Here is a 21,363-nt window from a genome sequence, read left to right on the forward strand (position 1 = left end):
CTAACAAATGCCTTCCACCTTGCCAACACATCCACACCGTCCGCGCCTGGCGCCTGGCGCCATCGTGCCGGGCGCCGTAGCGCTGGCCCTGGCCATGGGCGCGGCCGCGACGCCGGCCTGGGCCGGGCCGTCCGATGCGCTGCACGTTTACGGCGGCCTCGGCTATTTCTACGACGACAACCTGTTTCGCCTGGAAGACGCCGCGCCCGGTTACGACAAGCAGCGCAGCGATTCCGCGCGCCAGAGCGTGGCCGGGGTCATTTTCGACAAAACCTATGGCCGCCAGCGCATCGAGCTGCAGGGCAAGCTGTCGAAAGTGGCGTATTCGCACTTCCAGCAGCTCGATTACGACGGCAAGGATTTCCAGGGCACCTGGAACTGGCAGCTCGGCAACCACCTGGAAGGCAGCCTCGGCGCCACCTATGCCCAGAGCCTGGCGCCGTACACCGATTTCCAGAGCCGCGAACGCAACCTGCGCGTGCAGCGCCGCCAGTTCGCCGATGGCGCCTGGCGCATGCATCCGAGCTGGCGCGTGCGCAGCGCCGTCGCGCGCGACAAATTTACCTATGAGCTGTCGACGCAGCGTTATAACGACCGCACCCAGGACACGGTCGAAGCCGGCTTCGACTACCTGCCGCGCAGCGGCAGCAGCGCCGGCCTGGTGGCGCGCCGCCTGAGCGGCAAGTACCTGAACCGGCGCATTATCGGCGGCCAGGTGCGCAACAACGATTACGAGCAAGATGAACTGAAGGCGCGCGTGGTCTGGCGCGCCACGCCCATCCTTACCGTGCAGGGACTGGCAGGCTACGCCAAGCGCAAGAATGCCGAATCGGGTCCGCACGACGTGAGCGGCTTTAACGGCCGCGTCACGGCGGACTTCAGCCCGCGCCAGAAGCTGCGCTTCAATACCGCGCTGTGGCGCGAGTTTGCCGCCATCGATAACTATTACTATACCTTCAGCCTGAACCGCGGCGCCAGTCTCGGCAGCGCTTGGGATGCCATGGCCAAGGTGCGCTTCGACGGCACGCTGAGCGTGGAACAGCGCTCCTATGAAGGCCGCCTGCTGCCCAATTCGCCGGGCGACCTGAGCGACACGCTGCGCACGGCCACCTTCGGCGCCACCTGGGTTCCGTTGCAGACAGTGCAATTTTCCACCTCTTTCATCCACCAGGAGCGCAGCGGCGCGCAATTCCTCGGTAATGGAAGCTTCAAGGCGAACACAGTTTCGGTAAACGCCAATGCGCAGTTCTAAAGGTGCCCATGACGGTCAATGACATCCCCTTAATTTCGTTCTTCCAGCGCGTGCTCGATCCCCTGATCATCATGGGGACCCTGTACGTCTCGTCGATGTTCTTCCATGAACCGTTCACGGGGTATTCGCTGGTCTTGATGATTCTCGCTTTCTTCGTCTCGTCCGCCGTCTACCAGCACGTCGATCCGTACCGGACCTGGCGCAGCGGGCGCATGCTCGCCTACATGCGCGACACCGTGTTCGGCTGGATCCTGACCGTGTGCGTGCTGCTGTTCCTCGGTTCGGCCAGCGGACTGTCGTATTATTACGACAATAAAGTGGTGCTGGCCTGGTTCATCGCCACCCCGATCGTGATGCTGGTGAGCCACCTGGCGGTGCGCCGCGTCTCCGTCGGCCCCGGCAACAATACCGAAATGCGCTCGGTGGTGGTGATCGGCGCCAACGATGTCGGCATCAAGTTCGCCGGCATCTGCGAGCGCCACAAGAACCTGTTCATGCAGATGCACGGCTTTTTCGACGACCGCACCGAAGACCGCCATCCGGCCAACCTGCGCCATCCGATGCTGGGCAAGATGGCCGATATCGCCGCCTATGTGCGCGAACATAACATCAAGATGATTTTCATCAGCCAGCCGATCTCGGCCCAGCCGCGCATCCGCAAGCTGCTCGACGAGCTGCAGGACACCACGGCCTCGGTCTACTTCCTGCCCGATATCTATGTGTTCGACCTGATGCAGGCGCGCTTCGACAATGTCGGCGGCATGCCCGTGATCGCCATCTGCGAAACCCCGTTCATGGGCTTGAACAGCATGGTCAAGCGCACCAGCGACATCGTGCTCGGCCTGATCATCCAGCTGATGCTGCTGCCGATCATGCTGGTCATCGCTTGCGCCGTGAAGTTCACCTCGCCGGGGCCGGTGATTTTCCGCCAGCGCCGCTACGGCCTGTACGGCGAGGAAATCATCGTCTACAAGTTCCGCTCGATGACGGTGACCGAAAATGGCGACACCGTGGTGCAGGCGCGCAAGGGCGACCAGCGCATCACCCGGGTCGGGGCGTTTTTGCGCAAGAGTTCGCTCGACGAACTGCCCCAGTTCTTCAATGTGCTGCAGGGACGCATGAGCATCGTCGGTCCGCGCCCGCACGCGGTGGCGCACAACGAGCAATACCGCAAGCTGATCAAGGGCTATATGCTGCGCCACAAGGTCAAGCCCGGCATCACCGGCTGGGCCCAGGTCAACGGCATGCGCGGCGAAACCGAAACGCTCGACAAGATGGAAGCGCGGATCCAGTACGATCTCGATTACCTGCGCAGCTGGTCACTCTGGCTCGACCTGTGGATCATCGTCAAGACGGTCAAGGTGGTGTTCAGCCGCGAGAATGCGCACTAATGCAACACGCCGTATTAAGCCGGCCTTAATCCTCTACCGCAGTGCAGCAAAAGTTGTTTCGTCGTCATCAACAACGCGCTAAAATGAAGACCGGCGCGGGCGCCCCGGGCTGCCCGCCGGCCATCATGCAGGGCGGAATAGCAGTACCATTTAAACGCATCGATTTGCCGATGTGTGTAATAATCCCGGCAATCTCGTTGTGTATTAATCAAGCTTTATTAACAAAATTGAGGAATAAATTGAACAACTCCACCCTGGCCATGTCGGCGCCATCCCACAAACGTTTGCTGTGCGCCGCGCTCATGGTCGCGCTCGCCGCACTTGGCGGCTGCGGCAACAAAGGCAGCAAACCCAAGGTGGGCCAGGCGCTGGTCAGCGTCAATGGAGAAGAAATCACCGAGTTGCAGCTGAGCGAAGAGCTGATGCTGGCCAACGTGCCACCGGCCCAGCAGGCCGAGGCCAGCAAGAAGCTGGTCGAAGCCCTGATCGACCGCCAGCTGCTGCAAAATGAAGCGGCCAAGGAAAAGGCCGACCGCGATCCCAAGGTGGTGCAGGCGATCGAACGGGCCAAGGCCCTGATCATCGCCCAATACTATATGCAGAAGAAGGTCGGCGCCGTGGCCCGCCCGAGCGCCGTCGAAATCAGCGATTACTACACCAAGAATCCCGACTTCTTCGCCGCCCGCAAGCAGTTCGACATGAAGCAGCTGGTGATCCAGTCGAAAGACCTGAGCGACGAAGTCAAGAAGGTGGCCGAGAACGCCAAGTCGCTGGACGACGTGGCCGTCTGGTTCGACGCCAACAAGATCAAGTTCATGCGCGCCCAGGCCTCGCGCACCACTTCCGACCTGGCGCCGGAAATGTCCGCCAAGCTCAAGAGCATGCCGAAGAACCAGCTGTTCATCGTCAAGGAAGGCGAGCGCAGCATGCTGGTGTCGATCGTCGACGTGCGCGACAACCCGGCCACGCTCGAAGTGGCGTCGCCCCAGATCGAGAAATTCCTGTTCAACAAGCGTACCAAGGATGCCGCCGATGCCGAACTCAAGCGTCTGCGCGCCGCCGCCAAGATCGATTACCTGAAAACCCCGACCCTGGCCGCGGCCCCGGCCGACGCCCCGGCCGCAGCGCCAGCGCCAGCGCCGGCCCCGGCGCCGGTCGCGGCCACCCCCGCGGCGGCCCAGCCAGAAGCGGCCCCGGCCACCGACGATGCGGCTACCGCGCGCGGCGTGGCAGGCTTGAAATAAGCGGCCCCGGCCGCCATCCCGACAACTGAAACTGATTAGAGGTGAAATAATGAAACAACTGGTACACGGCCTGATGGCTTTCCTGATGACCATGACGATGGGTGCGGCCATGGCCGCCGACCTGCAGCTCGGACCGGGCGACGTGCTCAAGGTCTCGGTCTACGGCAGTCCCGACCTGACCCTGGAAACCCGGGTCAGCGAAGGCGGCAATATCAGCTTCCCCCTGATCGGCCAGGTGCCGGTGGCCGGCCTGTCGGCGGCGGCGGCGGAAAAGAAAATCGCCTCCATGCTGGAAGCGGGCAACTTCGTCAAGAAGCCGCAAGTGAACGTGATCGTCACCGCCGTGCAGAGCCAGCAGGTATCGGTGCTGGGCCAGGTTAACCGTCCGGGCCGCTATCCGATCGAAGGCAAGCGCAGCCTGATCGACTTGCTGGCCATGGCCGGCGGCATCAACGGCGAAGGCGGCGACCGCGTCAGCCTGATCCGCACCCGCGACGGCAAGACCACGCGCGAGGAAATCGATGTCATCGAAATGGTCCGCGCCGGCCAGCTGTCCAAGGATTACGCCTTGTCGGGCAACGACGTGCTGTATGTCGAGCGCGCGCCGAAGTTCTATATCTACGGCGAAGTCCAGCGTCCGGGCGCGTTCCGCCTCGAACGTGCGATGACCGTGGTGCAAGCCCTGTCGGCCGGCGGTGGCTTGTCCATGCGCGGCACCGAGCGCGGCCTGGTGATCAAGCGCCGCGATGCGGACGGCAAGATCCGCCTGATCGACGCCAAGCAGGATGACCTGCTGCAAGTCGACGATGTCGTCTTCGTCAAGGAAAGCTGGTTCTAATTTTTTGGCCGGGGCCGTGGCCTGCGGCCCTGGCCCGCGGCCCCAGGCCGCCGCACCATATCGAGAGTTGCTAAATGAATTTATCCCAGTTTTTGCTGATTTTGTATGCGCGCAAGTACATCATCCTCGCGACCCTGCTGGTCACCGTCACCCTGACCCTGATGGTCAGCCTGTCGATGCCCAAGACGTACCAGGCCACGGCGTCCGTGCTGCTCAACTACAAGGGCGTCGATCCGCTGACCGGCATGGCGATGCCGAGCCAGCTGCTGCCGGGCTATATGGCAACCCAGATCGATATCATCAGCAGCAAAAACGTGGCCGGACGCGTGGTCGACCAGCTCAAGATGGCTGAAAACCCCACCGTGGTCGAGCAGTTCAAGAAAGCCACCGGCGGGCGCGGCACCGTGCGCGACTGGCTGGCCGACCTCTTGCTGCACAAGCTCGACGTGGTGCCATCGCGCGAAAGCAGCGTGGTCGAAATCAATTTCAAGGGCGCCGATCCGCAATTCGTGGCGGGCGTGGCGAATGCCTTCGCCGAGGAATACCAGAGGCTGAGCATCGAATTGAAGGTCGAGCCGATGAAAAAGGCCGCGGCCTATTTCAATGAGCAGACCAAAATGCTGCGCGGTAACGTGGAAGCGGCCCAGAGCCGTCTCTCCAAGTACCAGCAGGACAATGGCATCGTCAGCGTCGACAACCGTCTCGACGTCGAATCGAACCGCCTCAACGACTTGTCGGCGCAACTGGTCGCGGCCCAGGGCCAGGCCATGGAAGCCAATTCGCGCCAGGGCATGGCGCAGGGTTCGCGCGGCGCCGATTCGCCCGACGTGGCCGCCAATCCGCTGGTGCAGAACATCAAGGTGCAACTGGCCGGTGCCGAATCGCGCCTGGCCGAAGCGGGCCAGCGCCTGGGCGTGAACCATCCGCAATACCTGAGCATCAAGGCGGAAGTCGACAAGATCCATGCCAACCTGGCGTCCCAGCAGCGTTCCGCGTCCAGCAGTGTCGGCAACAACGCCGCCATCCTGCAGCAGCGCGAAGCCGCCGTGCGCGCCGCGCTGGCGGCCCAGAAGGCCAAGGTACTGGAACTGAACCGCAGCCGCGATGAACTGGGCGTGCTGGTCAAGGATGTCGAGAGCGCCCAGCGCGCCTTCGATGCCACCTCGCAGCGCTTTTCGCAAACCCGCATCGAAGGCGCGTCCGAGCAGTCCGACATCGCCGTGCTCAATCCGGCCACCGCGCCACTGGGCGCCAGCGGCCCGCGCGTGATGCTCAACACCATGCTGTCGGCCTTCCTGGGCGTCATGCTGGGCCTGGGCTTTGCCCTGCTGACCGAAATGATCGACCGCCGCGTGCGTTCCGAAACCGATATGGCCGAAGTGCTGCAGATGCCGGTACTCGGCATGATCGACTGGACCGCGCCGAAGCGGCGCCGCTACAGCGCGATCAATTCGCTGCTGCCGCGCCGCCTGCGCCTGGGCTAGCAAGCCCGCGCCCGAACCAACAAGAGGAAACACCATGACGCAGACCGAGCTTTCCCTCGCCGCTTCCGAGAAAATAAAACGCGCCGATTCGAGCATCGGCCATATGTTGCTGGAATCGGGCAAGATCACCCCCGAAAACGCCGAGCGCGTGCTGCGCATGCAGAAGGAACTGGGGATCCGCTTCGGCGAGGCCGCCCAGCGCCTGGGCCTGATCAACGAAGCCGACATCCAGCAAGTGCTGGCGCGCCAGTTCGACTATCCCTACCTGCAGCCGGGCGAGGGCAGTTATTCGCCGCACCTGGTGGCCGCCTACGATCCGTTCAGCCCGCAGGTCGAAACCCTGCGCGCCGTGCGCAGCCAGCTGATGCTGCGCTGGTTCGCGCGCGGACGCAAATCGCTCACCGTGGTCGGCATCGACCGCGGCGATGGCGCCAGCCTGTTCGCGGCCAACCTGGCGGTGGTGTTTTCCCAGCTCGGCGAACACACCCTGCTGGTCGACGCCAACCTGCGCACGCCGGCCCAGCACACCATTTTCAATATTTCCGGCAAGCAAGGTTTGTCCGACGTGCTGGCCGGCCGCGCCGACCTCGACGTCACTGCCCATGTCGGTTCCTTCGTCGACCTGTCGGTGCTGGGCGCCGGCACCTTGCCGCCGAATCCACAGGAACTGCTCAGCCGCAGCAATTTTGCCGGGTTGAACGCCCAGCTCGAATCGCGCTACGACGTCACCCTGTACGACGTGGCCGCCAGCCAGACCGGGCTTGACGCCCTGGTGCTGGCCGCCCGCACCGGCGGCGTGCTGATTGTCGCGCGCAAGAATAAAACCCATATGGGCGACGTCAATGCCCTGGCCGAACAGGTTGCCCAGAACGGCGCCGTGGTGGTCGGTTCCGTGCTCGTGGATTTCAAATGACGATGCAGGCCAAGTCGACCCTGCCGGCCGGCCTGTCCGGCAACGGCCCGCTGCCGTCCTGGGCGCCGCTCGCGCTCGGCGTGCTGCTGATGTATGTGCCGAGCTTTTACGATATGTTCACCGGTTTGTGGGCGACCGAAGAGCAGGCCCACGGCCCGATCATCCTCGGTATCGCGCACTGGCTGCTATTTCGCAACTGGGGCCAGATGCTGGCCGCCAGCGAAGGCCAGCGCGGTAGCTGGCTCGGCTGGCCGCTGCTGGTGCTGTCCGTGTTCGTCTACTTTCTCGGCCGTTCGCAAGGCATCGCCATCTTCGAGATCGGGTCTTACCTCGGCACCCTGATGGCCCTGATCCTGCTCATGCGCGGCACGCGTGCGCTGCGCGTGCTGTGGTTCCCGTTTTTCTTCATGCTGTTCATGCTGCCGCTGCCGGGTTCCCTGGTCGACATGCTGACCATGCCCATGAAGACCGCGGTCTCCTGGGTGGTCGGCAACGTGCTGTACTGGGTCGGCTATCCGATTTCGCGCAGCGGCGTCATTCTCCAGATCGGCCAGTACAAGCTGCTCGTGGCCGACGCCTGCGCCGGCCTGCACACCCTGTTCACCCTCGAAGCGCTGGGCTTGCTGTACCTGAACGTGGTGCGCCACAACTCGCTGTTCCGCAATGTCACCCTGGCCATCCTGATCGTGCCGATCTCGTTCATCTCCAACGTGATCCGCGTGATGGTGCTCACCCTGATCACCTACCACCTGGGCGACGCGGCCGGGCAGGGCTTCCTGCACGGTTTCGCCGGCATGGTGCTGTTCGTCTCGGCGCTGCTCCTGATCATCGCGACCGATTCGCTGCTGCGCTTCGGCGCGTCCGACAAGGAAGCGCTGCCCCTGTTCGCCAGCGAAGGCGGCCCGCCGGCCCTGGCGGCCGACTACGGCCCGCTGCGCATGGCGATTCCGGCCGCGCTGCTGATGGGTGCGGCCTTGCTGGGGACGATCGCCATCAAGCCGCAGAAAATGCTGGCCGACAGCATGCCCGCGATTAACCTGGAAGCCAGCGTGCCGGCCGCTTTCGGCGACTGGAAGGTCGATCCCGATGCGGTGGCCATGGTGCCCTCGTCGGTGCAGCAGGAAAAGGTGGCCGCCATCTACAGCCAGACCCTGTCGCGCACCTATATCAACAGCCGCGGCCAGCGCGTGATGCTGACCATCGCCTACGGTTCCAACCAGACCCAGTCGATGCGCGCGCACCGCCAGGAAGTCTGCTACGCGGCCCAGGGCTTCCAGATCCGCGAACTGCACAGTGAAAATATCGTCATCGACGGCTTGCCGGTGCCGGTCACGCGCATGGTCGCCAGCAATGGCCCGCGGGTCGAGCCGGTCACCTACTGGTTCACCATGGGCAGCAGCGTGGTGCGCAGCTACCTCGACCGCCAGGTGGTGCAGCTCAAGTACGCGCTGTCGGACTTCATTCCCGACGGCTACCTGGTGCGGGTCTCGGCCATCGAAACCGATGACAAGGCCGCGTTTGCCGCCCAGGATGCGTTTGTCAACGACCTGATGAAGCACGTTGCGCCCCCCGTGCGCGCCAAGCTGATCGGCGCTCCTGCGTGATGTGCGGCGGATTGAACGTACAGGGGCCGGCATGATCGAGCACCCGGTTCCCCACTCGCGCCGCTACCAGGGCCGCGGCAAGGCGGGCGCGGCAGCCGGCATCGCCGCGCTGCTGTTGCTCGCGGCCGTGTTCGGGGCCGTGGTGCCGACCCTGGGCGTGCTGGTGCCGGCGGTCGTGATCCTGGCCGCCCTCGGCTTGTGGGTCATGCTCGATTTCCGGGTCGGGGTGGCCGCCGCCATCGTCATCATGCCGCTCTCGGCGCTGGCCTTCTTTCCGCATGAAATGCTGGGCATCCGCGGTCTCAATCCGCTCAACCTGATCTTGTTCCTGACCATGGTCTCGTATGTCGTCCATGCCGGACTGCGGCGCTGGCGCGATCCGATCGCGCCGATGCGCCTGCTCGTCTGGTATGTGCTGCCGATCGCCATCGCCTGCCTGGTCGGCATGTCCAACGTCAGCCTGATTCCGCCGCGCTTCGAGGCTGAACGCCTGATCCAGTACAAGGATGGCATCGGCTATCTGCGCGACATGTTCCTCAAGCCGCAATTCCTGGTGCTGCTGACGCTGCTGGTGGGGCTGTCCGTGCGCCACAGTAAAAAACCGGAAAAATTCCTCTACCTGATGCTCGCTTCCGGCTGGGTGTTCTGCACCCTGGTGGGCTGGCGGCTGTTATCCTCGGGGATGTCGCTGCGCCAGCTGGCCTCGCCCCTGGCGCGCGACTTCCTGGGTAGCCTCGGCATGCACGCCAACGAGATGAGCTTGTTGTTGAACATGCTCTACGCGGTGACCCTGTTCTCGCTGCGCGGGGCCGGCAACGCCCAGCGCCGCCTGCTGTTCGTCTCTTCCGTGGTGTTCGCCGTGTGCGTGCTGATGACCTTCTCGCGCGGCGGCTTCGTCGGCTTCGTCCTGGTCAACCTGATTTACTTCTGGAAGCGCATCAGTGTCAAGACCGTCATCATCGGCGTGATCGTGGCCGGCTGCATCGGCCCGCTGGTGATCGAACCGATCCTCGACCGCGCCCTGACCGGGGTCGGCAACGGCGACCGCGGCGCGGTCACGGCCGGCCGCCTGGATGGCATCTGGCTGCCGCTGCTTCCGTATGTGCTGGAGGAACCGTTCTTGCCGCACGGCGTGCGCTCGCTCTTGTGGAGCCCGCCCGTGCGCCTGAACAAGATGCTGCCGGTGGCGCAGACCCACAGCGCCTGGCTGGGCGGCCTGATGGACATGGGCCTGATCGGTTTCGGCTTCATGCTCGCCTTCCTGCTGTTCGTGCGGCGCGAATTCCTGCGCCTGTCGCGCGAGCATCCCAGCGTCAGCCTGCAAGGCATGTTCGCTGGCGGCGCCGTGCTGATACCCGTGTGGTTCATCCAGGGCTTCACCGACGATATGTTCACCCCCACTTTTTCGCAATCGTATTTCTGGATCCTGCTTGGCGTCCTGATCGGTTGCGGCGGCGTATACCGCAGCAAGGACAGGCACCGGCATCGGGAACCGGCACCCTGGCATGACAAGCCCTTTGACCTACGGAAAGACGAGTTGGCAACGTGACGGATATTGATTCAATGCAGCGCGATGCAAAGCAGCGCACATCGGCGCGCATCTGCATGCTGAACTATAACGCCTGGGGCGTCATCGCCGACCTGGATGGAAAAAACGTCCACATCGGCGGTGAAGAAGTGCAGCACGCGCTGATGTCGCGCTACCTGGCGCGCAGTGGCCACCAGGTCACTTCCCTGGTGGGCGACTTCGGCCAGAAGCCGGTCGAGCAGGTCGGCGGCGTGACCGTGCGCAAGACCTTCGCCCTCGGCGCCGGCTTGCCCGGCCTGCGCTTTTTCGCGCCGCGCCTGACCTCCACCTGGGCCGGCCTGAAGGCGGCCGACGCCGAGGTCTACTACGTCAGCTGCGCCGGCGCCAGCGTCGGCATCCTCGCCGCCTTTTGCCGGCGCCACCGGCGCCGCCTGGTGTTCCGCATCGCCTCCGACGCCGATTGCGCGCCCGATACGCTGATGCTGACCAACGCACGCGACCGCATGCTGTATCACTACGGACTGCGCCACGCCGACGCGATCCTGGCCCAAACCGACAAGCAAGCCGAGCTGCTGCTGAAAAACTATGGCTTGCATGCCGAAGTGGCCGGCATGTTTTCCGACCTGCCCGAGACCATCGTCGCCCCCGCCGAGCGCGCCACCGACCTGCTGTGGCTGGCCAATATGCGCTCGATGAAGCGTCCCGAGTGGTTCATCGAGATGGTGCGCGAGCTGCCCGAGCTGGTCTGCGAGATGGCTGGCGGCGCCCATCCGCCCGAGCGCGAGCTGTACACGCGCGCCGAGCAGGGCAGTCGCGCCTTGCCGAATCTGCGCTTTCACGGCCAGGTCAAGTTCGGCGCCACGCGCAGCCTGTTCGCGCGCGCCCGCATCTTTGTCAACACTTCGTCCTTCGAGGGCTTTCCCAATACCTATCTGCAAGCCTGGGCCAACGGCGTGCCGGTGGTGGCCACCTTCGATCCGGACGGCATCATCGCCCGCCTGGGTCTGGGCGTGGCGGTGAGCGATGTCGCCGGCGCCGTCGCGGCGGTGCGCGCGCTGCTGGCCGATCCGGCCCAGCTGGCCGCCTGCAGCGCGCGTTGCCGCGCCTACGCCAGCACGCGCCTGGCGCCCGAGACCGTCTCCGCTCCCTACCTGTCGGCGCTGCTCGCATGAAGGCGCGGCCGGCATTTCCGCCAAGGCCATCGCGGCCAGGGGGGGCGACGCTGGCGTCGCCCAGGGCGCTGATCGCCATGCGCAGCCGGGGCGCGCGATGAGCGGCGCCAGCCTGAAACGCGGCGCGATCACCCTGACCGCCGCCAACATGCTCGACTTCGCCCTGCAATTTTTGATGCCGGTCGCGCTGGTGCGCCTGTTGCCGACCAGCGCCTTTGCCGACTACCGCCTGGCCTGGCTGGCGATCGGCACGGCCATGGCGATCGCCCCCTTCGCGCTGCCGCGCAGCCTGTTCTATTTCCTGCCGCGCAACGAAGGCGCGGCGCGCGCGCCGTATGTGCACCAGACCCTGCTGTTGCTGCTGCTCAGCGGCGCCTGCGCCGGCCTGGCGCTGGGGCCGTGGAATCCGCTGCTGCCGGCCAGCCTGCGCGCCATGCACAGCGCGGCCTGGTTCATGCCGGCCTTCCTGACCCTGTGGGTGGCGGCCAACCTGATCGAATTCCTGCCCAATGCGCGCGGCGACGTGGCCGGCCAGGCCAGGACCATCGTTGCGCTGTCCGTGCTGCGTGTGCTGATGGTGGGCGCCGCCGCCTGGTCCGGGCGCGCCGACGTGGTGTTCGGGGCCCTGGTGGCCTACGCCGCCATCAAGGTGGCGCTGCTGCTGCTGCACATCGGACGCCACTACGGCTGGCGCGTCTTTCCGCTGCAGATGCCGGTGCTGCGCACCCAGCTGGCCTACGCCTTGCCGTTCGGCTTCGCTTCCGCCCTGTACCTGCTGCGCGGCCAGGCCGACCAGTGGGTCGCGGCCGCCATGTTCCCGGCCGCCGCCTTTGCCGCCTTCTCGATCGGCGCCGTCATCATGCCGGTGGTCGCCCTGGTGCGCAACAGCGTCAGCAACGCCATCGCGCCGCGCCTGTCCGCGCTCGAATCGAACAAGGACCAGGCTGGCATGCTGCGCCTGAACCAGCGCGCCAACCTGGCCAGCGCCTTCGTGCTGCTGCCGACCCTGATGCTCACGGCCGTGCTGGCCGTGCACATCGTGACCGTGGTCTACACCGACAAATACCTGCTCGCCGCCGACGTCATGCGCATCAATTGCCTGGCCCTGCTGGGCGTGGCGGTCGAGGTCAGCACGCTCACGGTGGTGCTCAACCAGGGCCGCTTCCTGCTGGCCGCCGACGCCTGCCTGCTGCTGGTCAGCCTGGCCGCCGGCGTCACTGGCGCGCTGCTGTTCGGCGTGCCCGGCGCCGCGCTCGGCAATGTGCTGACCCTGGCCGCCGGCAATGCCTTCAGCTTCTGGCGCGTCTCGCGCGTGACCGGGGTGCCGCTGCGCCGCCTGCAGCAGTGGGGCGCGCTGCTGCGCATCCTGGCCGCCTGCGCCGGGGCCGGCGCGCTGGCCGCACTGCTCGATCTGGCCGACCTGGTGCGCGCGCCGCTGCCCGAAGCGCTGCTGATCGGCGCCGCCTTCGCCATCGCGTATGTCGCCATGCTCAAGCTGGCCGGCGCGCTGCCCGAGGCGCGCGCCCTGTTCCTGCCCCAGGCGCCCAGCGTATCTCCCGCATCTCCTACCAAACACGACTAACCATCCCAGGATTACCATGCCCGCACTTCAAAAACTGCTCTTCGTCTTCGGCACCCGCCCCGAGGCCATCAAACTGGCGCCGGTGGTGCTGGCCGCGCGCGCCCACGGCGGCTTCGAGGTGGTGGTCTGCGTCACCGCCCAGCACCGCGAAATGCTCGACAGCGTGCTGGCCTTTTTTGGCGTCAATCCCGAGTATGACCTGAACCTGATGAAACCGGGCCAGACCCTGACCGGTCTGACCACTGGAGTGCTCGAAGGCCTGGCGCCGGTACTGGAACAAGTGCGCCCGGACTGGGTGCTGGTGCAGGGCGACACCACCACCGCCTTTGCCGGCGCGCTGGCCGCCTTCTACGCCAAGGCCAAGGTGGCCCACGTCGAAGCCGGCCTGCGCACCGGGAATATCTATGAACCCTTCCCCGAAGAGATGAACCGCAAGCTGGTCGGCGCCATCGCCGAGATGCACTTCCCGCCGACCGCGCCGGCCCAGGCCAACCTGCTGCGCGAAGGCATTTCCGAGACGCGTATCCTGGTCACCGGCAACACCGGCATCGATGCCCTGTACCTGGTGCGCGAGCGCCTGCAGGCCGACCCGGCTTGCCGCGCCCAGGTCGCCGCCGCGCTCGAGCCGCAGGGCTTGAACCGCTTCATCGGGCCGGCCCGCCCCTTCGTGCTGGTCACCGCGCACCGGCGCGAAAGCTTCGGCGCCGGCTTCGAGGCGATCTGCACCGCCATCGCCGAGCTGTGCACGCGCTATCCCGCGATCGATTTTGTGTTCCCCGTGCATCCGAACCCGGCCGTGCGCGGCGCCGTCGAGCGCTTTTTGGTGCCGGCCGGCTTCGCCAACCTGGTGCTGTGCCAGCCGCTCGACTACCTGCCGTTCGTGGCGATGATGATCAATGCCAGCGTGGTGCTGACCGACTCCGGCGGCGTCCAGGAAGAAGCGCCCAGCCTGGGCAAACCGGTGGTCGTCATGCGCGACGTTACCGAGCGCATGGAAGGCGCCGCCTCCGGCATGGTGCACCTGGTCGGCCCCAACCGCGAACGCATCGTGGCGGCCGTGGCCGGCCTGCTCGACAGCGAACTGCGCGCCGGCAGCGGCGGCAATTTCTATGGCGATGGCCACGCTTCGCTGCGCATCCTCGATTCCCTGGCTGGCTTCGGAGAGCGCGCTTGAAGATTTTTGCAATCTGCTACTACGCGCCGCCCAAGCTGACCCCGCAGGCGATCCAGATCGGGCGCCAGCTGTATCACCTCGATGCCCAAGTGCAACTGCTGCACGGCAGCGATCCGCAATTTTCCGACGCCTACGACCAGTATCCGGATTTTTTCGAGCGCATCGGCTCGCTGTGCGTGCCCAGCCCCGGCACTTTTTTCCAAGGCTTCCTGCACAAGGTCGCGCGCCGCCTGCTGCCGCTGTATAACACCATTCCCGACGGCCTGGGTCCGTGGCGCCGCCGCGCGCTCGGGCCGGCGCTGGAACGGATCGCGGCCAGCGGCAGCGAGGCGCTGGTCAGCTTCGGCATGCCGATGTCGGACCACCTGCTGGCGCTGGAACTGAAACGCCGCACCGGACTGCCGTGGCTGGCGCATTTCAGCGACCCCTGGTCGGACAATCCCTTCCATCCGAACACCTGGCTGGAACACCGGGTCAACGCGGCGCTCGAGCGGCGCGTGATCGGCGCCGCCGACCGCGTGCTGTTTACCTCGCAGCGCACCCTGGACCTGGTGATGGCCAAGTATCCGCCGGCCTGGCGCGCGCGCGCCGCCGTGCTGCCGCACGCCTGGGACATGGATAATTTCGCCGGCCCGGCGCCGGCCCTGGCTGCGGCCGTGGACGTGGCGGCGCGTCCCGGCGTGCGTCACGTGGTGCGCCACATCGGCGCCTGCTACGGCGCCCGCTCGCCCGAGCCGCTGTTTGCGGCGCTGGCGCGCATCCTCGAACGCCAGCCGGCCGCGCTCGACACGGTCGCCTTCGAATTCGTCGGCCACGTCTCGCCCAACCTGCTCGCATCGGAAGCCTACAAGGCGCTGCCGGCGGGCCTGGTGCGCATGCGCGGCCAGGTCGGCTACCGCGAATCGCTGCAGCTGGCGCGCGACTCGGACGCGCTGCTGGTGATCGATGCGCCCAGCCAGTTGCCCAGCGTGTTCCTGCCGAGTAAACTGGTGGAATACATCGGCGCGCGCCGCCCGGTCTGGGGCATCACGCCGCCGGGCACCTCGGCCGACCTGATTGCCGAATGGGCCGGCAGCGCCGACGCCTGCGCCGCGCCGGACGATATCGAAGCGGTCACCCGCATGCTGCGCGCCGGCCTGGACGCGTTGGACGGCGCGGCAGAGCGGGGCGGTCCGGAAGCGGTGGCCGAGCGCTTCGCCGCGCCGCGCGTGGCCGCCGCCCTGAAGGCCCAGATCGCGCTGGCGCTCGGGCGCGGCACGGCCTAGCCCTGCTTGGCCGAGCGCGGCCCGGCCTAGCGCGGCCCGGCCTGCGCGGCGCGGCCCGGCCTGCGCGGCGCGGCCTGCGCGGCCCGGCCTGCGCGGCGCGGCCCGACCTGAACCCGCTGTCGGCCCCGCCGCGGCGGGCGCCTCAACCTTGACTATGATTGCTTGAAAGCCCAGATGACGCCAATGACCCTCCTGTTCGTCGCCGACCAGCTCAAGTTCGGCGGCGCCGAACGCCACCTGGTGGCGCTGGCGACCGGCCTGGCGCAGCGCGGCCACCGGGTGGCCGTGGCCTACCTGAAGGATTCCGACGAACTGGCCGCCGAGCTGGAACGGGGCGGGGTCGCACCCATCGTCTGCTGCCATTCGCGCGGCGGGGTCGACCTGGGCGCCCTGAAGCGCCTGGCCGCCCTGGCCGACCAGCTGGCGCCCGACCTGGTGATCGCCACCTCCCAGTATTCGCAGATGTGCGCCACCCTGGCCGGCTTGCGCGCGCGGCGCCGCCCGCCGCAGGCGTTTATATGCCACAGCATGGGGGTGGTGCGGCGCGGCGGCAGCGCGCGCCTGCGTTTTATTGTGTATCGTCAATTCTATCGGATGGCCAGCTGTGTCATCTTCATCAGCGAGCTGCAGCGCGGGTTTTTTGCCAAGCTGGGGGTCGGGCTGCGCCGCAGCGAAGTGGTCCACAACGGGGTCGACCTGGGGCATTTTTCGGCGGCGCTGGTGGCGCAGCCGGCCGCCGCGCTGCGCGCCCAGCACGGCATCGGCGCGCACGAGCTGGTGATCGGCCTGTGCGCGATTTTCCGCGAGGAAAAACGGCACGGCGATTTGCTCGAGGCGCTGGCGCGCTTGCGCAGCGACGGGGTGGCGGCGCGTGCGGTGCTGGTCGGCGACGGCGTGATGCGGCCCCAGATCGAAGCGCGCATCGATGCGCTCGGCCTGCGCGAGGCGGTACTGCTGGCCGGTTTCCAGCAGGATGTGCGTCCCTTCATCGGCATGTGCGATGTGATGACCCTGACCTCGCACGACGAGAATTTTCCGATCGCCACCCTGGAATATATGGCGCTCGGCAAGCCGCTGGTGGCGAGCGATGTCGGCGGCATGCGCGAGCAGGTCGATGACGGCGTCAACGGCCTGCTGTATCCGGCCGGCGACGTCGGCGCGCTGAGCGCCGCGCTGGCCCGCGTCGGCGACCCGGCGCTGCGCGCGCGCCTGGGGCAGGGCGCGCTGGCGTCGGTGCGCGCGCGCTTCGACGTGCAGCACATGATCGCGCGCTATGAGACCATCTTCCGGGGGCTGGCCGGCGCGAGCGCCAGCACCACCGGGACTACGACCACGACAGCACAGAAAGCCCAGCAGCATGCCGATTGAAGACATTGTCCATCCTTTCCTGAAGTTTTATACGGCGGCCCCGCAATGGGTCAAGAGCTCGGTCGGCCACCTGTATTCGCTGGCGCCGACGCGCCTGCGCTACGGCGCCAAGTACGACGAGTTTTCCACCGAGATTGCCCGCTGCGGCGATCCGGTATGGACCGCCCGCCGCGCCGACGAAAAACTGCTGGCCACCCTGCGCTGGGCGATCGAGACGGTGCCGGCCTACGCCGGCCTGAAAGGCGCCCTGGACCAGGTGCGCGATCCTTCCGACGCGGCGCGCCTGCTGGCCGCCTTTCCGCTGCTCGACAAGGAATCGATCAAGGCCGACAGCACGCGCTACCTGTCCACCCGGATGGGGCCGGAAACCCACCTGATGGCGTTTACCGGCGGCTCGACCTCGGTGCCGATGAAGCTGTACCTGGAAAAATACGTGTCGCGCTCCAAGGATTTTGCCTATAACAGCATGTTCGACACGGTCGCCGGGGTCGGCCAGGGCGACATCATCCTGGCGCTGCGCGGGCGCAGCGTGCCGGGTGCCGGCAAGCCGGGCGGCGCGCTGTGGATGTACGAGCCGATCAAGCGCTACCTGCATCTGTCCTCGGACCACCTGGAGGCGCAGTACATGCCCGGCTACGTGGCCGCCATCGCCAAGTGGAAGCCGACCTTCATCCACGCCTTTTCGTCGGCGCTGGTGCCGCTGGCGCACTGGCTCAAGGCCAATCCGGCGCCCGAGATCTGCGCCCGCATCAAGGCGGTGCAACTGTTTTCCGAGAATGTCTACGATTACCAGGTCGAGCTGATCCGCGAAGTGTTCGGCTGCCCGGTGCTGCTCGACTATGGTCACTCCGAGCGCGCCGTCAAGGCCATCTCGCTGCCCGAAGACGGGCGTTATTTTTTCTGGCCCCTGTACGGCAAGGTGGAGCTGGTCGACAGCGCCGGGCGCGCCATCGAGGAGCCGGGCGTGCTCGGCGAAATCGTCGCCACCGGTTTCGACAACCGGGTCATGCCGCTGATCCGCTACCGCACCGGCGACCTGGCCATGTGGAGCGCGGCCCCCAATCCGCTGCGGCCGGGCTTTGCGGTGGTCGAACGGATCGAAGGGCGCCTGCAGGAATTCCTGGTGTGCCGCGATCACCGCCTGGTGTCGATCTGCACCATCGGCGCGGCCCACTTCGAGCAGCTCGCCAGCGCTGACATGATGCAGTTCGAGCAGAACGCGCCCGGAAAAGCCATCCTCAAGGTCATGTCCGACACCGAACTGACCCCGCGCGCGCGCGCCGCGCTGGCGGCCGGCATCCTGGCCAAGACCCAGGGCGGGCTGGATGTGGAAATCGTGCGGGTCGACACCATCCCGCGCTCGGTCTCGGGCAAGCACAAGCTGCTGCTGCAGCGCCTCGACCTGTCCGGCTACCTGGGCGCGGCCCATATTGATAGCGATAGCGACAGCGACAGCGCCGGGTCCGACTGATGAAGTCGGTCATCATGATCGGACCGTCGCCGGCTTCGCGCGGTGGCATGGGCAGCGTGGTCCAGACCTATCTGGCGCACGGCTACGAGGAGGGCGGGCGCTGCCGCTTCATCGCCACCCACGTCGACGGCGGCGCGCTGCGCAAGGCGCGGCGCGCGCTGGCCGCGCTGCTGCAGTTCCTGGCGCTGCTGGTGTGCGGACGCGTTTCGCTGCTGCATGTGCACCTGGCCTCCGGGGTCAGCTTCTGGCGCAAGGCGCCCTTCATCGCGGCGGCGCGCCTGTTCCGGCGCCCGGTGCTGCTGCACCTGCATGGCGGCGAGTTCATCGACTTCATCGATGTGCGCCTGTCCGGCTGGCGCCAGCGCCTGGCGCTCGACCTGCTGGGCAGCGCCGCCGCCGCCTTCGCCCTGACCGAGGTGTCGGCGGCCTGGCTGCGCACCCGCGCCGGGCTCAAGGCGGTCGAGCTGTTTCCCAACCCGATCGCCGGCGCCGCGCCGCTGGCGCGCCGGCCCGGGCGCAGCGTGCTGTTCCTGGGACGGCTGGAAGAGAAGAAGGGCGTGTTCGACTTGATCCGCGCCTTCGCCGCCGTGCAGCACCAGGCGCCCGACGCGCGCCTGGTGCTGGCCGGCGACGGCGACGCCGACGGCGCGCGCGCGCTGGCGGCCGAACTCGGCGTGGCCGACTGCCTGCGCCTGCCGGGCTGGGTCGATGCCGAGGCGCGCGCGGCCCTGATGGCCGAAGCGGCTGTTTTCGTGCTGCCATCGCACAAGGAACAGATGCCGATGTCAATTCTGGAAGCCATGATGGCAAGTGTTCCGGTGGTCGCCACCGATGTTGGCGCAGTGCCACACATGTTGGACCAAGGAAAGTGTGGTTTTCTGGTCCAAGTGAGCAATATACCCCAATTGACTGCCTCAATTTTGCGCATTTTGGACGATAATATCTTGGCGGATACGATCTCCGAGCGCGGACTTGCGCGTGTCAAGTCCGAATACATTGTCGGGACCGTCTTGCGACGTCTTCGACACCGTTATGAGGAGTTGGCAGCATGATAAGATTAATAAGCGTTTTTTCCCTGGCGACGGCGGCCTTGTGCCTGCCCGCCTCGGCGCAGAATTTCACCGCCACCACGCCGCGGTTTACGGCCGCCGAAGTGACGGCCACGGCCACCGCCCTGACCGCATCGTCCTTGACCAGCGCTATCGATAAATTCGACGCCGCCGCGCCGATGGGCCACCCGCGCCTGTTCAAGGGCCAGGCCGATTATCTGGGCATCGTGGCGGCCACCAAGGCCGAGCGGACCTCGTCCATCGTGGCCCTAACCGGCTATTTGCAGCGCAATTCGGTGGCCAATGTCACCAGCACCCTGAAGACGCAGATCAATTCGACCAATACGGCAACGCGCATGGAAAGCTGGTGGCAGCAGGACCGCTTGCTGGAAGGCATGGCCGAGGCGGCCGTGGCCTATCATATGACCAAGAATACCTGGTTCCTGACCGAAATGCGGGCCCGCATGCAGCTGTTTGCGCCCGGCATCCTGGCACGCAAATGCGCCGGGGACGTCTCCGAAACGCGCGATTACGCCTGGTTCTATGCCCTGGCCTACGATTTTGCCTATCCCGCCCTGACCAGCGCCGACAAGCAGATGGTCAAGGATATCCTGCTCGCCTGCGGCAACTCGGGCCTGAACAAGGTGGCCGACACGGTCAAGCTGTATCCGGAAAACGGGATTGCCTTTAATGCCCTGGGCAAATTCATCGGCGCCATGCTGATCGTGCGCGGCGACATGCCCGAAATGAATGCCTGGCTGCGCAGCGCGCTGCCGGTGTATGTCAGCGGCACCAGCCCGTGGGGCGGCGACGACGGCGGCTTTGCCAACGGCTCAAGCTATGCCGGCTGGGATGCCGGCGAATCGCTGGTGATGTGGGACTTGATCGAGCGTGTGCTCGGGGTGCCGTTCTACCGCAAGCCCTGGCTGGCCGAATTCGCCCGCTTCATGGTGTACGCGCTGCCGCCCGGCGTGCCGGTCGGCGTGTTCGGCGACGGCGCCGAAGTGAACCGGATCGAAGACTGGGCCCGCTTCGGCAAGGCCATCATGAACCGCTCCGACACCACCCTGTCGCGCTGGTACGTCAAGCAGCAGACCGGCGAAGATTATGCGCGCCTGCACATCCTGCTCAGCCCGCGCGAGTATATCGGCAGCGTCACCTTGCCCAGCACCCAGCCGAACGGCGCCTACTTCCCGGCGATCGGCTGGGCCGCCATGCACAGCTCGCTGGCCGACCGCGCCCGCACCTCGGTGTTCTTCAAGAGCAGCCCGTTCGGCTCGGTGAACCACTCGCACGCCGACCAGAACAGCTTTGTCATGTACTCCAAGGGCAAGGTGCTGGCCATGGACAGCGGCTACTACGACTACTACAATTCGCCGCACTGGCGCGACTACTACAAGCAGACCAAGGCGCACAATGCGATCACCTTCGACGGCGGCCAGGGCCAGTACCTGGGCGCCAGCGGCCTGGGCGATCGCTCCGCGTCCGGCAAGCTGACCAAGTTCCTGCAGGCGGCGGCCTACGACATCACCACCGGCGACGCCACCGCCGCCTATGCGGGCAAGCTGAGCCAGGCGAAACGCACCGTGGTCTTCATCCGTCCGTCGACCCTGGTGACGATCGACCAGCTCAACAGCGCTACGCCGCGCAAATACGAGTACAACCTGCACACCGTGGCGGCCTTGAGCGGCACGGCGGCCGCCTTCCGCGCCGACCTGGCCCCGGCCGAGCTGTGCGGCACGGTCGCCTCGCCCGACCCGTTTACGATGAGCACCTCGGTCGGCTACATGCCGGCGCCGACCGTGCCGGCGGGACCGCATTTCTGGAATAAATTTAACTATTCGACGGCCAAGAACCGCGGCTTTTTCGTCTCGGTCCTGCGCTCGAATTGCTTGATTGTTAAGCCGGACATCACTTTTAGTGGTACAAGTGCTAAGATTACGGTTGGCGGACGTGTCATCTCGGTGACCGACCTGGATGTGACGGTCAACTAATCATGCATAGGGATGGACAATGGGGGGTGTAGGA

At 66.1% G+C, this 21,363-nt stretch carries 16 protein-coding genes; all 16 read left to right on the forward strand.

The genetic code is table 11. From position 1 onward, the window contains the following. Positions 1-7 precede the first annotated feature (7 nt). On the forward strand, positions 8-1,252 hold the full coding sequence (gene epsL, locus F2P44_RS04490) for an XrtB/PEP-CTERM-associated polysaccharide biosynthesis outer membrane protein EpsL (protein WP_167085424.1): 1,245 nt from the start codon (positions 8-10) through the stop codon (positions 1,250-1,252). Positions 1,253-1,260: 8 nt separating this feature from the next. Next, positions 1,261-2,643 (forward strand): undecaprenyl-phosphate glucose phosphotransferase, encoded by a 1,383-nt coding sequence (locus F2P44_RS04495; protein ID WP_167085426.1) that lies wholly within the window; start codon positions 1,261-1,263, stop codon positions 2,641-2,643. Positions 2,644-2,882: 239 nt separating this feature from the next. Next, complete coding sequence (locus F2P44_RS04500; protein WP_308609954.1) at positions 2,883-3,887, forward strand: EpsD family peptidyl-prolyl cis-trans isomerase; 1,005 nt, start codon at positions 2,883-2,885, stop codon at positions 3,885-3,887. A 49-nt stretch (positions 3,888-3,936) separates the two neighbouring features. Further along, positions 3,937-4,725 (forward strand): polysaccharide export protein EpsE, encoded by a 789-nt coding sequence (gene epsE / locus F2P44_RS04505; protein WP_167085428.1) that lies wholly within the window; start codon positions 3,937-3,939, stop codon positions 4,723-4,725. A gap of 74 nt (positions 4,726-4,799) precedes the next feature. Next, positions 4,800-6,209, forward strand: a complete 1,410-nt coding sequence (epsF, locus tag F2P44_RS04510; protein ID WP_167085430.1) for a chain length determinant protein EpsF — start codon at positions 4,800-4,802, stop codon at positions 6,207-6,209. 34 nt (positions 6,210-6,243) lie between these two features. Next, positions 6,244-7,122 carry a chain length determinant protein tyrosine kinase EpsG gene (epsG, locus tag F2P44_RS04515; protein ID WP_167085432.1) on the forward strand — a complete coding sequence of 293 codons (879 nt, stop codon included), beginning with the start codon at positions 6,244-6,246 and terminating at the stop codon, positions 7,120-7,122. Then, positions 7,119-8,726, forward strand: coding sequence for an exosortase B (gene xrtB / locus F2P44_RS04520; protein WP_167085433.1), 1,608 nt, complete (start codon positions 7,119-7,121; stop codon positions 8,724-8,726). The genes epsG and xrtB overlap by 4 nt, the downstream gene beginning before the upstream one ends. A 31-nt stretch (positions 8,727-8,757) precedes the next feature. Further along, a complete protein-coding gene (locus F2P44_RS04525) occupies positions 8,758-10,275 on the forward strand; it encodes an O-antigen ligase family protein (protein WP_167085435.1) in 1,518 nt (505 codons plus the stop codon). A 14-nt stretch (positions 10,276-10,289) separates the two neighbouring features. Further along, positions 10,290-11,426 (forward strand): glycosyltransferase family 4 protein, encoded by a 1,137-nt coding sequence (locus tag F2P44_RS04530; protein ID WP_167085437.1) that lies wholly within the window; start codon positions 10,290-10,292, stop codon positions 11,424-11,426. Between the two features lie 97 nt (positions 11,427-11,523). After that, the gene (locus F2P44_RS04535; protein ID WP_167085439.1) at positions 11,524-13,008 is read left to right on the forward strand and encodes a lipopolysaccharide biosynthesis protein; all 1,485 of its coding nucleotides are present in this window, start codon (positions 11,524-11,526) and stop codon (positions 13,006-13,008) included. Between the two features lie 16 nt (positions 13,009-13,024). Next, positions 13,025-14,182 carry a non-hydrolyzing UDP-N-acetylglucosamine 2-epimerase gene (gene wecB, locus F2P44_RS04540; RefSeq protein WP_167085441.1) on the forward strand — a complete coding sequence of 386 codons (1,158 nt, stop codon included), beginning with the start codon at positions 13,025-13,027 and terminating at the stop codon, positions 14,180-14,182. After that, the gene (locus F2P44_RS04545) at positions 14,179-15,447 is read left to right on the forward strand and encodes a glycosyltransferase (protein WP_167085443.1); all 1,269 of its coding nucleotides are present in this window, start codon (positions 14,179-14,181) and stop codon (positions 15,445-15,447) included. Before wecB ends, F2P44_RS04545 begins: the two co-directional genes overlap by 4 nt. Positions 15,448-15,621: 174 nt before the next feature. Then, complete coding sequence (locus F2P44_RS04550) at positions 15,622-16,815, forward strand: glycosyltransferase (RefSeq protein ID WP_167085445.1); 1,194 nt, start codon at positions 15,622-15,624, stop codon at positions 16,813-16,815. After that, positions 16,805-18,286 (forward strand): phenylacetate--CoA ligase family protein, encoded by a 1,482-nt coding sequence (locus tag F2P44_RS04555; RefSeq protein ID WP_167085447.1) that lies wholly within the window; start codon positions 16,805-16,807, stop codon positions 18,284-18,286. The genes F2P44_RS04550 and F2P44_RS04555 overlap by 11 nt, the downstream gene beginning before the upstream one ends. After that, positions 18,286-19,338 carry a glycosyltransferase family 4 protein gene (locus F2P44_RS04560; RefSeq protein ID WP_167085449.1) on the forward strand — a complete coding sequence of 351 codons (1,053 nt, stop codon included), beginning with the start codon at positions 18,286-18,288 and terminating at the stop codon, positions 19,336-19,338. The genes F2P44_RS04555 and F2P44_RS04560 overlap by 1 nt, the downstream gene beginning before the upstream one ends. Further along, on the forward strand, positions 19,335-21,329 hold the full coding sequence (locus tag F2P44_RS04565; RefSeq protein WP_167085451.1) for a heparinase II/III domain-containing protein: 1,995 nt from the start codon (positions 19,335-19,337) through the stop codon (positions 21,327-21,329). The genes F2P44_RS04560 and F2P44_RS04565 overlap by 4 nt, the downstream gene beginning before the upstream one ends. The last annotated feature ends 34 nt before the right edge of the window (positions 21,330-21,363 follow it).

Source organism: Massilia frigida, assembly GCF_011682175.1.
In the GTDB taxonomy this organism is placed as follows: domain Bacteria; phylum Pseudomonadota; class Gammaproteobacteria; order Burkholderiales; family Burkholderiaceae_D; genus Telluria_A; species Telluria_A frigida.

Excerpts from the sequence above, each read along its gene's own strand:
- wecB (WP_167085441.1), top strand. The coding sequence starts at position 13,025 with ATGCCCGCACTTCAAAAACTGCTCTTCGTCTTCGGCACCCGCCCCGAG.
- F2P44_RS04525 (WP_167085435.1), top strand. The coding sequence starts at position 8,758 with ATGATCGAGCACCCGGTTCCCCACTCGCGCCGCTACCAGGGCCGCGGC.
- epsG (WP_167085432.1), top strand. The coding sequence starts at position 6,244 with ATGACGCAGACCGAGCTTTCCCTCGCCGCTTCCGAGAAAATAAAACGC.
- F2P44_RS04530 (WP_167085437.1), top strand. The coding sequence starts at position 10,290 with ATGCAGCGCGATGCAAAGCAGCGCACATCGGCGCGCATCTGCATGCTG.
- epsL (WP_167085424.1), top strand. The coding sequence starts at position 8 with ATGCCTTCCACCTTGCCAACACATCCACACCGTCCGCGCCTGGCGCCT.
- F2P44_RS04560 (WP_167085449.1), top strand. The coding sequence starts at position 18,286 with ATGAAGTCGGTCATCATGATCGGACCGTCGCCGGCTTCGCGCGGTGGC.
- epsE (WP_167085428.1), top strand. The coding sequence starts at position 3,937 with ATGAAACAACTGGTACACGGCCTGATGGCTTTCCTGATGACCATGACG.
- xrtB (WP_167085433.1), top strand. The coding sequence starts at position 7,119 with ATGACGATGCAGGCCAAGTCGACCCTGCCGGCCGGCCTGTCCGGCAAC.
- F2P44_RS04495 (WP_167085426.1), top strand. The coding sequence starts at position 1,261 with ATGACGGTCAATGACATCCCCTTAATTTCGTTCTTCCAGCGCGTGCTC.
- F2P44_RS04535 (WP_167085439.1), top strand. The coding sequence starts at position 11,524 with ATGAGCGGCGCCAGCCTGAAACGCGGCGCGATCACCCTGACCGCCGCC.
- epsF (WP_167085430.1), top strand. The coding sequence starts at position 4,800 with ATGAATTTATCCCAGTTTTTGCTGATTTTGTATGCGCGCAAGTACATC.
- F2P44_RS04565 (WP_167085451.1), top strand. The coding sequence starts at position 19,335 with ATGATAAGATTAATAAGCGTTTTTTCCCTGGCGACGGCGGCCTTGTGC.
- F2P44_RS04555 (WP_167085447.1), top strand. The coding sequence starts at position 16,805 with ATGCCGATTGAAGACATTGTCCATCCTTTCCTGAAGTTTTATACGGCG.
- F2P44_RS04550 (WP_167085445.1), top strand. The coding sequence starts at position 15,622 with ATGACGCCAATGACCCTCCTGTTCGTCGCCGACCAGCTCAAGTTCGGC.